The 14,517-nt window shown below is 60.9% G+C and carries 13 protein-coding genes; 10 read left to right on the forward strand and 3 right to left on the reverse strand.

What is annotated here, in order from left to right:
- The first annotated feature begins 55 nt into the window (after positions 1-55).
- Genes CLM71_RS20465 through CLM71_RS20485 form a run of 5 tightly spaced genes read left to right on the forward strand, consistent with a single transcriptional unit; the run spans position 56 to position 6,320 of the window.
- Positions 56-1,588 carry a carbohydrate porin gene (locus CLM71_RS20465; protein ID WP_105232634.1) on the forward strand — a complete coding sequence of 511 codons (1,533 nt, stop codon included), beginning with the start codon at positions 56-58 and terminating at the stop codon, positions 1,586-1,588.
- A gap of 51 nt (positions 1,589-1,639) precedes the next feature.
- Positions 1,640-3,010: a sucrose-specific PTS transporter subunit IIBC gene (locus tag CLM71_RS20470; protein ID WP_105232635.1), complete on the forward strand. Its 1,371-nt coding sequence runs from the start codon at positions 1,640-1,642 to the stop codon at positions 3,008-3,010.
- Positions 3,010-4,419, forward strand: a complete 1,410-nt coding sequence (locus CLM71_RS20475; protein WP_105232636.1) for a sucrose-6-phosphate hydrolase — start codon at positions 3,010-3,012, stop codon at positions 4,417-4,419. The genes CLM71_RS20470 and CLM71_RS20475 overlap by 1 nt, the downstream gene beginning before the upstream one ends.
- Positions 4,420-4,440: 21 nt before the next feature.
- Complete coding sequence (locus tag CLM71_RS20480; protein WP_105232637.1) at positions 4,441-5,484, forward strand: LacI family DNA-binding transcriptional regulator; 1,044 nt, start codon at positions 4,441-4,443, stop codon at positions 5,482-5,484.
- Positions 5,485-5,501: 17 nt separating this feature from the next.
- The gene (locus CLM71_RS20485) at positions 5,502-6,320 is read left to right on the forward strand and encodes a shikimate 5-dehydrogenase (protein WP_105232638.1); all 819 of its coding nucleotides are present in this window, start codon (positions 5,502-5,504) and stop codon (positions 6,318-6,320) included.
- Between the two features lie 65 nt (positions 6,321-6,385).
- On the opposite strand, the gene exbD is transcribed toward CLM71_RS20485, so the two are convergent.
- Both exbD and exbB read right to left on the reverse strand, forming a co-directional pair.
- Entirely contained in the window at positions 6,386-6,808 is a 423-nt protein-coding gene (exbD, locus tag CLM71_RS20490; RefSeq protein WP_105232639.1) for a TonB system transport protein ExbD, read from the reverse strand.
- Between the two features lie 3 nt (positions 6,809-6,811).
- Positions 6,812-7,789, reverse strand: a complete 978-nt coding sequence (gene exbB, locus CLM71_RS20495) for a tol-pal system-associated acyl-CoA thioesterase (protein ID WP_105232640.1) — start codon at positions 7,787-7,789, stop codon at positions 6,812-6,814.
- Positions 7,790-8,234: 445 nt separating this feature from the next.
- Between exbB and CLM71_RS20500 the strand changes: the two genes are divergently transcribed.
- From CLM71_RS20500 to CLM71_RS20520, 5 genes are all read left to right on the forward strand, one after another.
- A complete protein-coding gene (locus CLM71_RS20500; protein ID WP_105232641.1) occupies positions 8,235-9,212 on the forward strand; it encodes a TRAP transporter substrate-binding protein in 978 nt (325 codons plus the stop codon).
- 34 nt (positions 9,213-9,246) lie between these two features.
- A complete protein-coding gene (locus CLM71_RS20505; protein WP_105232642.1) occupies positions 9,247-9,753 on the forward strand; it encodes a TRAP transporter small permease in 507 nt (168 codons plus the stop codon).
- A gap of 13 nt (positions 9,754-9,766) precedes the next feature.
- Positions 9,767-11,059, forward strand: a complete 1,293-nt coding sequence (locus tag CLM71_RS20510) for a TRAP transporter large permease (RefSeq protein ID WP_105232643.1) — start codon at positions 9,767-9,769, stop codon at positions 11,057-11,059.
- Positions 11,060-11,282: 223 nt separating this feature from the next.
- Positions 11,283-12,476 carry a cystathionine beta-lyase gene (metC, locus tag CLM71_RS20515; RefSeq protein WP_105232644.1) on the forward strand — a complete coding sequence of 398 codons (1,194 nt, stop codon included), beginning with the start codon at positions 11,283-11,285 and terminating at the stop codon, positions 12,474-12,476.
- Between the two features lie 158 nt (positions 12,477-12,634).
- Positions 12,635-13,294 (forward strand): DedA family protein, encoded by a 660-nt coding sequence (locus CLM71_RS20520; RefSeq protein ID WP_105232645.1) that lies wholly within the window; start codon positions 12,635-12,637, stop codon positions 13,292-13,294.
- A 29-nt stretch (positions 13,295-13,323) separates the two neighbouring features.
- On the opposite strand, the gene CLM71_RS20525 is transcribed toward CLM71_RS20520, so the two are convergent.
- The gene (locus CLM71_RS20525) at positions 13,324-14,229 is read right to left on the reverse strand and encodes an AraC family transcriptional regulator (RefSeq protein ID WP_105232646.1); all 906 of its coding nucleotides are present in this window, start codon (positions 14,227-14,229) and stop codon (positions 13,324-13,326) included.
- Positions 14,230-14,517 lie beyond the last annotated feature (288 nt).

The following is a 14,517-nucleotide window of genomic DNA, read 5'->3' on the forward strand; positions in this document are numbered from 1 at the left end:
ACCGGTTTAGCAATTTAGCAAACAATAATAATGACCTTTCTGGATGATAGAACCCATGAAAAACCTACGCTATCTGGCTGTAACGACAGGATTATTCATCGCCGGCCCGGCGCTGGCCGCCAACGACAGTATTGAGGCCCGCCTCAACGCACTGGAGCAGCGCCTGCAACAGGCGGAACTGCGGGCTACGCAGGCCGAAAAACGCGCCGCCGCCGCCGAGCGGCAAGCCCAGCGCCTGGAGCAGCGCACCGAACATGCCGAGCGGCAGGCCCGGAGCCTGGAGCAGCGCACCGAACACGCCGAGCGGCAGGCCCGGAGCCTGGAGCAGCGCACCGAACACGCCGAGCGGCAGGCCCGGAGCCTGGAGCAGCGCACCGCGCACGTCGAGCAGCAAAGCACACAGCTGGCGAAGCGCAGCTCCGCAGTGCAGGAGGACGCTACGCCGCCGGCCGCCGGCCTCCAGCTCACCCATTTCAGCGATCTGAAACTGTACGGCGATGTGGAGTTCAATCTCGACGGCGCCAGCCGCAGCGGCCAGCTCACCTCGCTGAAAACCCGCGACAACAAAAACTGGAAGCCCGGCGATCACGAGCGCTGGGATATTAACGGTCGCATTCTGGTCGGGCTGGACGGCTACCGCCGCAACCCGGACGGCCGCTTCTCCGGCTTCCGCGTCCAGCCGCTGGCGGATATGAGCGGCAAAATGAATCTGGACGACGCCGCGTTCTTCTTCGGTAAAGAACAGAACTGGCAGGCCAAGGTCGGCCGTTTTGAAGCCTACGATATGTTCCCGCTCAACCAGGACACCTTTATCGAGTATTCCGGCAACACCGCCAACGATCTGTACGCCGACGGCTTCGGCTATATCTACATGATGAAAGAGGGACGCGGTCGCAGCAGCAGCGGCGGCAACCTGATGCTGAGCAAATACGCCGGCGACTGGTATTTCGAGCTCAACACCCTGGTGGAAGACGGCACCTCGCTGTTCCAGGAAAACAGCTATCACGGCAACACGCTGGAAAACAAAAAGAACGTCGCCTATCTGCGCCCGGTCATCGCCTGGAAAAAAGATCGCTTCAGCGCCGCGCTGGCGATGGAAAGTAACGTGGTCAACAACGCCTACGGCTACCAGAACGCCCGCGGTCAGTGGGTCGACCAGTCCAAGCGTAACGGCTACGGCATGACGCTCAGCTGGAACAGTCTGGCGGACGACGCCGAAAACGGCATCGTCGCCAACCTCAGCACCGCCTATCTGGATGCGGCCGGCGAGCAGGACTTCTCCGCCGGCGCCAACGTGCTGTGGCGCCGCTTCGAGCTGGGCTATATCTACGCCCATAACAATATCAAAGAGTTTTCCACCGACGGCATGACGGCGCAGATCGACAACCCGCTCAGCGAACCGGGACGCTATGACATTCACACCATTCATGCGTCGTACCAAATCCCCAACGTCATGAACATGCCGAACTTTAATCTGTATCTCGGCGCCTATGCCTCCATGCTGGAGGCCGACACCGACAACAAGATCGCCAACGGCGATAACGACAAACGCTACGGCCTGCGCGCCAGATTCAAATACTTTTTCTGAACCACCGGCCGCGCGGCGGCCGGCATTGTTAGCATTTAAACGGGAGAGAACATGAACGTCACCGCAACCGCACAGGCGCTGTTGCCATTACTCGGCGGCAAAGACAATATCGCCAGCGCGGCCCACTGCGCCACGCGTCTGCGCCTGGTGCTGCTGGACGACAGCAAGATAGATAAAGCCGCCATCGAACAGCTGGAAGGGGTGAAAGGCTGCTTTAGCAACGCCGGGCAGATTCAGGTGATCTTCGGCACCGGCCTGGTGAACAAGGTGCATGCCGAATTTATCAAGGCGGCGGGCGTCAATGAATCCAGCAAAGCGGAAGCCGCCGATATCGCGGCGAAAAAACTTAACCCGCTGCAGCGCATCGCCCGCCTGCTGTCGAATATTTTCGTGCCGATCATTCCTGCCATCGTCGCCTCCGGTCTGCTGATGGGGCTGCTCGGCATGATGAAAACCTACGGCTGGGCCAGCCCCGACAATGCGCTGTTTGTGATGCTCGATATGTTCAGCTCGGCGGCGTTTATCATTCTGCCGATCCTGATCGGCTTCACCGCCGCGCGCGAATTTGGCGGCAACCCTTACCTCGGCGCCACGCTGGGCGGTATTCTGACCCATCCGGCGCTGACCAACGCCTGGGGCGTGGCCGAAGGCTTCTCCACCATGAACTTCTTCGGGCTGGAGATCGCCATGATCGGCTATCAGGGCACGGTATTCCCGGTGCTGCTGGCAGTGTGGTTTATGAGCATGCTGGAAAAACAGCTGCGCAAAGTGATCCCCAACTCACTCGACCTGATCCTGACGCCGTTCCTGACGGTGATTATCTCCGGTTTTGTCGCCATGCTGTTTATCGGCCCGGCAGGGCGCGCGCTCGGGGACGGCATTTCGCTGCTGCTCAGCACGCTGATCGCCCATGCCGGCTGGCTAGCGGGGCTGCTGTTCGGCGGTCTGTATTCGGTGATCGTTATCACCGGCATCCACCACAGCTTCCACGCCATTGAGGCCGGGCTGCTGGGCAACCCGAATATCGGCGTCAACTTCCTGCTGCCGATCTGGTCGATGGCCAATATCGCGCAGGGCGGCGCCTGCCTGGCGGTGTATTTCAAAACCCGCGACGCCAAAATCAAGGCGATCGCCGTGCCTTCCGGTTTCTCCGCCATGCTCGGCATCACCGAAGCGGCGCTGTTCGGCATCAACCTGCGCTTTGTCAAACCCTTCCTCGCCGCGCTGGCCGGCGGCGCGCTCGGCGGCGCCTGGGTGGTCGCCAATCATGTCGGCATGAGCGCCGTCGGTTTGACCGCCATCCCCGGCATGGCCATCGTGCAGGCTAACGCGCTGCTCAGCTATGTCATCGGGCTGGCGATCGCCTTCGGCAGCGCCTTTGTCATTTCCCTGCTGCTGAAATACCAAACGGACGATAAATAATGGACGCGTTAAGCCTGATGAAACACACCGCACTGGCGCTGATGCAGGGCCAGACGCGCGCCGCCGCGGATCCCCACCGCCCGCGGTGGCACCTGGCGCCCAGCGTCGGGCTGCTCAACGACCCCAACGGCTTTATCCAGCACAACGGCGTGTACCATCTGTTCTATCAGTGGAACCCGCTGGCCTGCGACCACAGCCGCAAATGCTGGGGCCACTGGCAGTCCCGCGATCTGCTGCACTGGCAGCACCAGCCGGTGGCGCTGCTGCCCGACGCCTGTTACGACAGCCACGGCTGCTACTCCGGCTCGGCGGTGGCGACGGACGACAAGATCATGCTGGTCTATACCGGCAATGTGAAATTCCCCGACGGTTCGCGCACCGCCTATCAGTGCCTGGCGCAGGAAGATGAGCGCGGTGAATACCGCAAGCTCGGCCCGGTGCTGCCGCTGCCCGACGGTTACAGCGGCCACGTGCGCGACCCGAAGGTCTGGCGCCATGGGCAGCACTGGTACATGGTGCTGGGCGCGCGCGATCTGCAGGATCGCGGCAAGGTGCTGCTGCTGCGTGCCGATGATTTACGTCAGTGGACGCTGCTGGGGGAGATCGCCGGCTCCCAACTGAACGGCCTGGGCGACTTCGGCTATATGTGGGAGTGTCCGGATCTGTTCCCTCTTGCCCAGCGCGACGTGCTGATCTGCTGCCCTCAGGGGCTGGCGGCGCAGCAGGAGCGCTATCTGAACGTCTATCAGGCCGGCTACTTCGTCGGCGAGCTGGATTACTCGACGGCGCGCTTCAGCCACGGCGAGTTTCACGAACTGGACGCCGGCTTCGAGTTTTATGCGCCGCAAACCACGCTGGCGGCAGACGGCCGCCGGCTGCTGGTGGGCTGGATGGGCGTGCCGGATCAGGACGAACAACAACAGCCGACGACGCGCTACGGTTGGCTGCACACCATGACCTGCCTGCGCGAGCTTACGCTGCGTGACGGCAAACTGTATCAGCAGCCGGTCGCCGAACTGCAGCAGCTGCGCGGGGAACTCAGCCGCTGGCAGGGTGCGGCTGACGATGCGCCGCCGCTGGCGATTGACAGCGCCGAACTGCGGCTAACGCCGCACGGCCCGTTCCGCGCCGGCTTCGGCGACGCCATGCAGCTGACGTGGGACGGCGAGCGTTTGACGCTGACGCGCAATAACCTGCGCAGCGGCGCGCCGGAACACCGCTACTGGCGCGGCGGACTCAGGGAACTGCAATTGCTGTTCGACCGCTCCAGCGTGGAGATTTTTATCAACCAGGGCGAAGCGGTGATGAGCTCGCGCTACTTCCCCGGCGAGCCGCCGATCCTGCAACTGCACGGCGACGCGCCGCTGGCGCTGCAATACTGGCCGCTGCGGCCATGCATGTTAGAATAAGGCATCCTACGATGAACATAGATGCCGTTAGTGAAAAAGAATAAACGCATAACCATCAGTGATATTGCCGGGCTGGCAGGCGTGTCGAAATCGACCGCCAGCCTGGTGCTTAATGGCCGCAGCAAGCAATACCGCGTCTCTGACGATACCCGCGATCGTATTTTGGCGCTGGCTAACGAGCACCACTACCAACCCAGCATTCACGCCCGCTCGCTGCGCTCTACCCGCAGCCATACGCTGGGATTGGTGGTGCCGGAAATGACCAACTACGGCTTTGCGGTTATCGCCCGCGAACTGGAAACCCTGTGCCGCGAAGCCGGTTTGCAGCTGTTGATTGCCTGCTCGGATGAAAACCCGGCGCAGGAGATGATGGCGGTGAACAATCTGGTACAGCGCCAGGTCGACGGGCTGATCGTCGCCTCCAGCCAGTTGAACGATGCGGAATACCAGAAGATTAACGCCAGCCTGCCGGTGGTGCAGATGGACCGGGTCATTAACGGCTCGTCGCTGCCGCTGGTGATCACCGACTCGGTGTCATCGACCGCGCAGCTGGTGGAGACGGTCGCCCGACAGCATCCCGACGAGTTCTATTTTCTCGGCGGCCAGCCGCGCCTGTCGCCGACGCGCGATCGCCTTGCCGGCTTCCGCCAGGGCCTGGAAAATGCCGGCGTCAGCGCCCGGGACGCGTGGATAATCAGCGGCAACTATCACCCCAGTTCCGGCTATGAGATGATCGCCGGCCTGTGCGCACGCCTCGGCCGTCCGCCGAAGGCGCTGTTTACCGCCGCCTGCGGCCTGCTGGAGGGGGTGCTGCGTTACCTCACCCAGCATCAGCTGATGGACAGCGATATCCACCTGTGCAGCTTTGACGACCACTACCTGTTCGACTGCATGACGCTGAAAATCGACACCGTGGCGCAAGACTGCCGCGGACTGGCGCAACACAGTTTTGATCTGGTGACGCAGTTGATCGACGAACGGCCGCCGGAACACAACGCCCTCTACCTGCCCGGCAGCATTCACTGGCGCCACGCCGGCTCGCTGGCGCTGCTCGGCCAACGCTAATCACCAAGGAGCGCTCCATGCCGCAAAACATTAATAAAGATACCCAGCTGTGCATGTCGCTGGCCGGCCGTCCCGGCAACTTCGGCACCCGCTTCCACAATTACCTGTATCAGGCGCTGGGGCTGAACTTCATCTACAAGGCGTTCACCACCAACGATATTCAGGCGGCGGTCGGCGGCGTACGCGCGCTGGGCATCCGCGGCTGCGCGGTATCCATGCCGTTCAAAGAGAGCTGCATCCCGTTCCTGGATGAGCTGGATCCCTCCGCCACGGCCATCGATTCGGTCAACACCATCGTCAACGACGGCGGCTTTCTGCGTGCCTATAACACCGACTACATTGCCGTCGCCAAACTGCTGGCGCAGCACCAGGTGTCGCCGGACACCTCGTTCGCCCTGCGCGGCAGCGGCGGCATGGCCAAAGCGGTGACCGCCGCGCTGCGCGACGCCGGCCTGCGTAACGGACATATTATCGCGCGTAATGAGACCGCCGGCCGGGCGCTGGCGCAGCAATACGGTTATGAGTGGCAAGCAGAGATGGGTAGTCTGCAGCCGCAGATGCTGATTAACGTCACGCCGATCGGCATGGCGGGCGGCGCCGAAGCGCAGCAGCTGGCTTTTGAGCCGGATTGTATCACCGCCGCCGAGCGGGTATTTGACGTGGTGGCGCTACCGGCGGAAACACCGCTGATTCGCCACGCCCGCCAGCAGGGTAAAGCGGTGATTACCGGCGCGGAAGTGATTGCGCTGCAGGCGCTGGAGCAGTTTGTTCTGTACACCGGCGTGCGGCCGAGCGATGAACAGGTCGCCCGCGCGGCGGCGCATGCGCGCGGCTGAGCGCCGCAGATAGCAGATAAAAGAAAGGCCGGGCAATGCCCGACCTTTTACGCTTTCTCAGGAAGTTACTTGGCAGCCCCTTCCATCCCCACCAGCCCCACCTTCAGGTAGCCGGCGTTGCGCAGCGTATCCATCACGCTCATCAGCGTGGCGTAATCCACACTCTTGTCCGCCTGGAAGAAAATGGTGGTTTCCTTGTTGGACTGGGTGCGGCTGTCCAGTACCGAGGTCAGCTGCTCCGCCGTCACCGGCTGGTCGCCGACGTACAGCTGTTTGTCAGCCTTCACCGACAGGAATACCGGTTTTTCCGGACGCGGCTGCGGCTTGGCCGTCGAAGCCGGCAAGTCGACACGGATATCCACCGTAGCCAGAGGCGCCGCCACCATAAAGATGATCAACAGCACCAGCATAACGTCGATAAACGGCGTTACGTTGATTTCGTGCAGTTCGCCGCTGTCGTCCAGATCTTCATTTAAGCGCATCGCCATAGATCACCCCGCCCGCAGCTGGTGTGCGTGCTGTGCGCGTTTGGCTTCCGCCGTCGCCGCCAGATCCAGGTCACGGCTCAGCAGCAGCAGCACCTGCGCCGCCACGTCGCCAACCTGCGCACGGTGGCCGCCGATCACGCGGGCGAAGATGTTGTAAATCACCACCGCCGGGATGGCGGCAACCAGGCCCAGCGCGGTAGCCAGCAGCGCTTCTGCGATGCCCGGCGCGACCACCGCCAGGTTGGTGGTCTGCGAGTGCGCGATGCCAATAAAGCTGTTCATAATGCCCCAAACGGTGCCGAACAGGCCGACAAACGGCGAGATTGCACCGATGGTGGCCAGGAAGCCGTTACCTTTGCCCAGCTGACGCCCGTAGGCCGCCACCCGGCGTTCAAAGCGGAAGCCGGCGCGCTCTTTAATGCCGTTGTTGTCGTTGGATTCCGCCGACAGCTCCAGTTCGTTCTGCGCGTCATTCAGCAGTACGGCGCTGATGCTCTCCGGCTGGAAGCCTTGCGCCATCTGGCTGGCTTCATCCAGCGAGCGGGCCTCGGCCAGCTGCTGATGCTCACGGCGCAGGCGACGCTTGGCGCGCGTCAGTTCGCTGCCTTTGGCAAACAGAATGGTCCAGGTGATGATCGATGCCAGCACCAGGCCGATCATTACGGTTTTCACCACCGCATCGGCGTGCTGATACATGCCCCAGACGGACAAGTCCATGCCGCGCGTTTCCGGCGGCTGGACGGTCGGCGCCGGGTTGACCGGCGTCACTGACTGCGGCGCGGCGCTCGCCGGAGCCGGCGTTGCCGGCGCAGAGGCGCTCTCGGTAGCGGCCGGCTGAGTTTCCGGCGCGGCCTGCGCGCTGCCGGCCAGCCCGGCCACCAGCACCATGGACGCGATCAAACCGCGCCCGAATACGGCGCCCCACTGTCCCCGGCCAGCGCCGCGGGCTCTTTGATTCATAGTCTTGCCAGCCGTTTTCACGCTGCGCCTCCAACCATTACCGATCAAAATTAAACGAGAATTCAGCGTGCGATCATATCAAACAAATCACGGATTGATAGTAGTTATCATTATTATTTACTCAATAACGCATCCCTGGTCCAAAAAACCGTTAACCCGCGCCAGCCGCAGCTTTATCAGACGCCGCTGTGTAACATTTACCCAGTCAAACGCCAACAAACCCGTCACCGTTCAGCCGTTTTTTTAACCTCATCACGAAACACGACGGCTTTTACGTCATCACAGTGATGGCGATCAATTATTTTTAAAACGGCTTTTCAATTATGTAGCAAGCAGGTTTCAACTGTGTTTATCTTTTGTACTGACGCAGCGCGAACCCGGCCTGACGCGCCCCTTTCTGTTCACGCTGCGTGCCTGGGATGATGAACAACAATAACCCCGATGCCCGACACTCTGGAGATCCGCGATGAAACTGCCCCACGCCCTATCAGGTTTGTGCCTCTCCCTCTGCACATTGCTGTGCAGCCAGGCCGCACTGGCGCAACAAATCAAAGCCGCCGACGTCCACCCGGAAGGTTACCCCAATGTCGTGGCGGTGCAGCATATGGGAGACAAGCTGAAAACCGCCACGCAGGGCCGCCTGGAGCTGAAAACCTTCCCCGGCGGCATGCTCGGCGACGAAAAGCAGATGATCGAGCAGGCGCAGATCGGCGCCATTGACGTTATCCGCGTATCCATGGCGCCGGTGGCGGCGATTTTACCGGAGATCGATGTGTTCACCCTGCCGTACATCTTCCGCGACGAGGCGCATCTGCATAAGGTTCTGGACGGTGAAATCGGCAAGGAGATCGGCGACAAAATCACCAACGACCCGGCCTCACGGCTGGTGTTTCTCGGCTGGATGGATTCCGGCACCCGCAATCTGATCACCAAAAAACCGGTGGTGAAGCCGCAGGATCTGCAGGGGATGAAAATCCGCGTTCAGGGCAGCCCAATCGCGCTGGCAACGCTGAAAGCCATGGGCGCCAACGCCGTCAGTATGGGCGTCAGCGAAGTGTTCAGCGGCCTGCAGACCGGCGTTATCGACGGCGCGGAAAACAACCCGCCGACCTTTATCGCCCACAACTATCTGCCGGTAACCAAAAACTACACCCTGAGCCGCCACTTTATTATTCCTGAGCTGTTTCTCTATTCCAAAGTCAAATGGGACAAGCTGACCCCGGAAGACCAGCAGCTAATCCTCAAACTGGCGAAAGAGGCGCAGGCCGAGCAGCGCACCCTGTGGGCCGCCTATAACCAGCAGGCGCTGGAAAAAATGAAGGCCGGCGGCGTGCAGTTCCATGAGATCGATCGTGAGGCGTTCTATAAGATGACCCAGCCGGTGCGCGACCAGTACGGCAAGGCGCATCAGGCGCTGATCGACCGCATCAACGCGGTGCAGTAACCCGCTCTTTTTCCCGTTTTCTCGGAGGTTGGTTATGGCACATGCTTATCATCAGGCAATGGATCTGCTGTACCGTATCGCCATGTGGCTGGCCGGCGCGGCGCTGCTGGTGATGGTCGCCGTCATACCGGTCGGCATCTTCAGCCGCTACGTGCTCAATGAGGGCGCCGCCTGGCCGGAGCCGATCGCCATCTTGTGCATGGTGACCTTTACCTTTATCGGCGCCGCCGTCAGCTACCGCGCCGGCGCGCATATCGCCGTCAATATGCTGACCGACCGTCTGCCGCCGGTCTGGCAGCGTCTGTGCGGCCGGCTGGCGGACCTGCTGATGACGGTGATTAGCCTGTTTATTCTTTATTACGGCTACGGCCTGTGCAGCCAGCTGTGGCAGCAGCCGATGGCGGAATTCCCGCTGCTGAGCGCCGGCCAGGCCTACCTGCCGCTGCCGCTGGGCTCGGCCGTCACCCTGCTGTTCGTGATTGAGCGGCTACTCTTCGGCCCGCAGCACCACCGCCCGGTGGTGATGCTCGGCAATACCTGACGGAGCCCGTGCTATGGACGCCTTTATCCTGCTTGCTTCTCTCGCCCTGCTGCTGGCCATCGGCGTGCCGGTGGCCTACGCTGTGGGGCTGAGCGCCATCGCCGGCGCGCTGTGGATCGACCTGCCGCTGGAAGCGCTGATGATCCAGATGACCAGCGGCGTCAACAAGTTCTCCCTGCTGGCGATCCCGTTCTTTATCCTGGCCGGCGCCATTATGGCGGAAGGCGGCATCGCCCGCCGGCTGGTCAGTTTCGCCTATATCTTCGTCGGCTTTGTACGCGGCGGCCTGTCGCTGGTCAATATCGTCGCCTCCACCTTCTTCGGCGCGATCTCCGGCTCTTCGGTGGCGGATACCGCGTCGATAGGCTCGGTGATGGTGCCGGAAATGGAGAAAAAGGGTTACCCGCGCGACTACGCCGCCTCGGTCACTGCCAGCGGTTCGGTGCAGGCGATTCTGATCCCGCCAAGCCATAACGCGGTGATCTATTCGCTGGCCGCCGGCGGTACGGTGTCGATCGCCTCACTGTTCGTCGCCGGCATCCTGCCGGGGCTGCTGCTGTGCGTCTCGCTGATGGTGATGTGCGTCGCTTTCGCCCACAAGCGCGGCTACCCGAAGGGAGAAGTCATACCGCTGCGTCAGGCGCTGAAAATCTGCCTCGACACGCTGTGGGGTCTGATGACCGTGGTGATCATCATGGGCGGCATCATGTCCGGCATTTTTACCGCCACCGAGTCCGCGGCGGTGGCCTGCCTGTGGGCGTTCTTCGTCACCATGTTTATTTACCGCGACTATCGCTGGTCCGAACTGCCCAACCTGATGTACCGCACCATCAAGACCGTCACCATCGTGATGATCCTGATCGGCTTTGCCGCCTGCTTCGGCGCGGTAATGACCTATATGCAACTGCCGCTGCGCATCACCGAGTTCTTCACCGCCATTTCGCAGAACAAATACGTCATTCTGATCTGCATCAACATCATGCTGCTGGCGCTCGGCACGCTGATGGATATGGCGCCGCTGATTCTGATCCTCACGCCGGTGCTGCTGCCGGTGACCAACGCGCTGGGCATCGATCCGGTGCATTTCGGCATGATCATGATGGTGAACCTGGGTATCGGCCTGATCACTCCGCCGGTCGGCTCGGTGCTGTTCGTCGCCAGCGCGGTCAGCAAGCAGAAAATTGAGGCGGTGGTCAAAACCATGCTGCCGTTTTACTGCGTGCTGTTTATGGTGCTGCTGCTGATTACCTATATCCCCGCTATTTCGCTGTGGTTGCCGCATCTGTTTGGCGTAATGGGCGGCTGAACTGCGTCTCTGCCGTCTTTTTCACGTTGCCTGTTTGCCCGTTTGCCGATAAACGGGCTTTTTTTCGCCGTTAGCACAGCGTATTCCACCTTGCGGTAGCGCAAAGGCAGTGAATAACCGTCACTTTCAATCATAGAAGTAAAAACGTCTGGATGGCTATTTCGCGACATGATACCGTAATACGCATCAACTTTTCGCAGTGAACAACCCGCAGGTAAGCCGTATGACGTCCAAAAATCTCGATACCGCGCTGATCGGCGCCGGCCGCAGCAAACGCTACACCCACGGCGCGGTCAACCCGGTGACGCAACGCGCCTCCTCGCTGGTGTTCGACACCGTGGCCGATAAAAAACACGCGACGGCACAGCGCGCCCACGGCGAACTGTTTTACGGCCGCCGCGGCACCCTGACCCATTTTGCCTTCCAGGAGGCGATGACCGAGCTGGAGGGCGGCGCCGGCTGCGTTCTTTATCCCTGCGGCGCCGCCGCGGTCTCCAACGCCATCCTGTCGTTCGTCAGCGCTGGTGACCACGTGCTGATGACCGGTTCCGTGTATGAGCCGACGCAGGATTTCTGCACGCATATTCTGGGCCGGATGAATATCGCCACCACCTATTTTGACCCGCTGATTGGCGAGGCCATCGCCGAGCTGATCCAGCCGAACACCCGCGTGGTGTTTCTGGAGTCGCCTGGCTCAATCACGCTGGAAGTGCAGGATATTCCGGCCATCGTGCGCGCCGTGCGTGCGGTAAACCCGGAGATTGTCATTATGATCGACAATACCTGGGCCGCCGGCGTACTGTTCAAGGCGCTGGAGTTCGACATTGATATTTCCATTCAGGCCGGCACCAAATACATTATCGGCCACTCCGATTACATGCTCGGCACCGCGGTTGCCAACGCCCGCTGCTGGGACCAGCTGCGTGAGTACTCCTACCTGATGGGCCAGATGGTGGATGCCGATACCGCCTATATGGCAGGCCGCGGCCTGCGCACGCTGAACGTACGGCTTAAACAGCATGAACAGAGCAGCATCGCCGTCGCCCGCTGGCTGGCCGAGCGGCCGGAAGTCGCCCGCGTCAACCATCCGGCGTTGCCTGAATGTAAAGGGCATGAATTCTATCAGCGCGATTTCAGCGGCTGTAACGGGCTGTTCTCCTTTATCCTGAAACAGCGCCTGAGCGAGGCGCAGCTGGCCGACTATCTCGACCACTTCAGCCATTTCACCATGGCCTACTCCTGGGGCGGCTATGAATCCCTGATCCTGGCGAATCAGCCGGAGGAACTGGAGGCGATCCGTCCGGCCGGCGGCGTCGACTTTTCCGGCACGCTGGTGCGGCTGCATATCGGTCTGGAGAACGTACAGGACCTGATCGACGATCTGGCGGCGGGTTTTGCGCGCCTGCAGGCCGGCTGATTTACCGGCAACCGATAAAAATCGGGCAGACAATGGGGAAAATTCTCCATCGCAAGCATATTTCTATGCGTCATTTAATGTCCGGTTACGCTAATAGAGGTACACTAATCACCATCATATTTGCTTCGTAAGGTGAACCTGGCGCAACGGGACAGAAAATGGATGTATTGAAAGAGATTGTTCACGCGCTTTGGCAACAGGATTTTACGGCTCTGGCCGATCCCAGCGTGATTTGGGTGGTTTATGCGGTGCTTTTTATCACCCTGTTTTTGGAAAACGGACTGCTGCCGGCGTCTTTTCTACCCGGCGACAGCCTGCTGCTGCTGGCGGGCGCCTTAATCGCCAAAGGCGTGATGTCCTTCGTACCGACCCTGATTATTCTGACGCTGGCCGCCAGCCTCGGCTGCTGGCTCAGCTATCTGCAGGGGCGCTGGCTGGGGCATACCAATCTGGTCAAGGGATGGCTGCTGCAACTGCCCGCGCAGTACCACCAGCGCGCACACGTGCTGTTTCACCGTCACGGTCTGACGGCGCTGCTGGTCGGGCGATTTCTGGCGTTTGTCCGCACGCTGCTGCCCACCATGGCGGGCATCTCCGGCCTGAGCAATATGCGCTTTCAGTTTTTCAACTGGCTGAGCGCCCTGCTGTGGGTGGTGTCGGTGGTCGGCCTGGGTTACGCCTTCAGCCAAATCCCCCTCGTCAAACGCTATGAAGACCAGGTGATGGCCGGCCTGATGATCCTGCCGCTGGCGCTGCTGGTGTTCGGGCTGCTCGGCGCCATGCTGGTGATTTGGCGTAAAAAACGTCAGGCCTCCTGAACCTCGCCTGACGGCCGCGCAGCCGGCCGTCAGGCGGCGTAGTTATCCCGCACCCGCGCCACTTCATCGCTCGGCGTCACGCCGAAGAAACGCTTAAACTCACGGCTGAACTGCGAGGCGCTCTCATAGCCCACCCGCATCGCCGCCGTACTGGCCTTCAGACCGTCGTGCAGCATCAGCAGCCGCGCCTTATGCAGACGGTAGGATTTCACGTACTGCAGCGGCGAGGTGTTGGTCACCGCCTTAAAGTTATGGTGGAACGCCGACACGCTCATATTCACCTCGCTGGCCAGCGCCTCGACGCTCAGGCTCTCCGCATACTGCTTTTCAATACGCCGCAGCGCCTTGGCGATCTGGCTGAAGTGCGTATGCCGGCTGACCAGCTCCTGCAGCGAGGCGCCGCTGTGGCCGCACAGCACGTAATAGAGAATTTCACGCACGATCTGCGGCCCCAGCACCCGCGCATCCAGCGGCTTGCTCATCACGTCCAGCAGCCGCTCGGTGGCGCACAGCATCTCGTCATGCAACGATGCGCAGTTGATGCCGCTGCTCTCGCCGTGCGGCGCCGTCAGATAGTCATCATCGCCGATATCAATCAGCAGATCCTGCAGCATCTGGGTATCAATGCGCACCGAGATCCCCACCAGCGGCTGCTCAGGGTTGGCGAAGGTTTCGCACTCAAACGGCAGCGGCAGCGTCATCAGCAGATAGTTGCGCGGATCGTAACGGAACACCTTGCTGCCGCAGAAGCCGACCTTGTGCCCCTGAAAAATGATGACAATACTGGGGTCATACATCACCGGCTGGCGCGGATAATGCCGGTCAGCGTACAGAATGTTTACCTGCGGCACCGGCGACGGCGTATAGCCGTTACCCACGGCAAAGCGCGCCGCCTGCTGCGCCATCCGGTACCGAAGCTCGTCAATGTCGCTCATCCCGCCTCCGATTTGGTTAAGATTTACGCCTCACAAATAGTAATAAAACAGCGCTTATTTCTACAGAGTTTTGTAGAAATAGGCAAACACCAGGCAGAAATGTGCATTGTTAAGCCGCCGGGCGTCGCTGACAATAGTCCCTACAAATTAGCGGGCGCCATCTTCCCTATAGGTTTAGGCAAGCCGTCGCCTCGTCGTCAATCTGAAACGCCCCTTCTTCTTCTCAGCAATCTTCGTTTTCTCCGGCCCGTTAAGGCACGGACGACGGCGCAATGCTGACCAGAAGCA

The organism is Serratia sp. MYb239 (assembly GCF_002966855.1).
GTDB lineage: Bacteria > Pseudomonadota > Gammaproteobacteria > Enterobacterales > Enterobacteriaceae > Serratia_B > Serratia_B rhizosphaerae.

Coding starts and splice junctions, on each gene's coding strand:
- CLM71_RS20465 (WP_105232634.1), top strand. CDS start 56: ATGAAAAACCTACGCTATCTGGCTGTAACGACAGGATTATTCATCGCC.
- CLM71_RS20470 (WP_105232635.1), top strand. CDS start 1,640: ATGAACGTCACCGCAACCGCACAGGCGCTGTTGCCATTACTCGGCGGC.
- CLM71_RS20475 (WP_105232636.1), top strand. CDS start 3,010: ATGGACGCGTTAAGCCTGATGAAACACACCGCACTGGCGCTGATGCAG.
- CLM71_RS20480 (WP_105232637.1), top strand. CDS start 4,441: ATGCCGTTAGTGAAAAAGAATAAACGCATAACCATCAGTGATATTGCC.
- CLM71_RS20485 (WP_105232638.1), top strand. CDS start 5,502: ATGCCGCAAAACATTAATAAAGATACCCAGCTGTGCATGTCGCTGGCC.
- exbD (WP_105232639.1), bottom strand. CDS start 6,808: ATGGCGATGCGCTTAAATGAAGATCTGGACGACAGCGGCGAACTGCAC.
- CLM71_RS20500 (WP_105232641.1), top strand. CDS start 8,235: ATGAAACTGCCCCACGCCCTATCAGGTTTGTGCCTCTCCCTCTGCACA.
- CLM71_RS20505 (WP_105232642.1), top strand. CDS start 9,247: ATGGCACATGCTTATCATCAGGCAATGGATCTGCTGTACCGTATCGCC.
- CLM71_RS20510 (WP_105232643.1), top strand. CDS start 9,767: ATGGACGCCTTTATCCTGCTTGCTTCTCTCGCCCTGCTGCTGGCCATC.
- metC (WP_105232644.1), top strand. CDS start 11,283: ATGACGTCCAAAAATCTCGATACCGCGCTGATCGGCGCCGGCCGCAGC.
- CLM71_RS20520 (WP_105232645.1), top strand. CDS start 12,635: ATGGATGTATTGAAAGAGATTGTTCACGCGCTTTGGCAACAGGATTTT.
- CLM71_RS20525 (WP_105232646.1), bottom strand. CDS start 14,229: ATGAGCGACATTGACGAGCTTCGGTACCGGATGGCGCAGCAGGCGGCG.